1 protein-coding gene is annotated in these 860 nt (G+C 44.3%); it reads left to right on the top strand.

Features of this window, described 5'->3' with window-relative positions; translation table 11 throughout:
- Window positions 1–17: 17 nt before the first annotated feature.
- On the top strand, window positions 18–860 hold an 843-nt coding region (locus A3735_RS02320; RefSeq protein ID WP_156499339.1), incomplete at its 3' end, for a hypothetical protein.

Below are 860 nucleotides of genomic sequence, written 5' to 3'. Positions count from 1 at the left end.
AACGGGTGTTTGAGCTTGTGGAGCAGCTTAATCATGGCATCTCGCTTATTTCCGATCAGTTGGAAATTGAAAACCTGATCGAGCTTAATGTTTTGCCTGCTGAGAAAGCCAAGCTATCAAGTGTGTGGCTTGCTGCTGATCAATACTCAAGCTTGGCATTAATTTTATTGGGCGATAATGCATGGGCTGAGAGTTATGATAAGTGCTTCAAGCTCTATAAAATCAAAGCGGAAGCTGCATACTTAAACGGAGACCTTGAAGCATCTAAGCAACTTTACTCCCAGCTGGTCGATAATGCTATTGATCCTTTAGACAAGGTGGAGTTGCTTGCCTACCTGCTTGTGCAAGCCATAGGCCGCTCAGACTACGCACTTGGGCTAGAAATGGGGCGGCAGGCTTTGTCAATATTGGGTATTGATATTCCTGATGACCTAAGTTCTCTCAAAGCCATCATGTTAGAGCAAGCATCGCAACTAAGGGATGCGCTGGCTAAGCGTCCGATTAAGGATTTTGAAAACTGGCCAGAATGTAAAGATCGGTCGCATCACTTAACTAATTATGTTTTGGTTAATTTCGGTTTAGCTGGCTTTTTGATGCAACGCATAGAATTCGCTTCTGTTTGTATTCAGGCTAGTTTGATATCTGCAACACTGCATGGTCGAACTGATGCAACACTGGTGACCTTAACTACCTATGGCATGCTATTGGCGTTAAGAGATGAGTATGGGGCAGCCTATGAAGCTGGTGAAAAAGCTAAGCAGTGGCTGGAAAGTAATCCGAACTGTAGGGACTCCGCTTCTGCATGGAATGGAATTGGAGTGTCACTTGCACATCTAAAAGGACACGTCACAGAGTCATAT

Source organism: Oleiphilus sp. HI0061, assembly GCF_001635675.1.
Note: the sequence above shows the minus strand (reverse complement) of the source record. Positions and strands in the feature narration are given on the sequence as shown.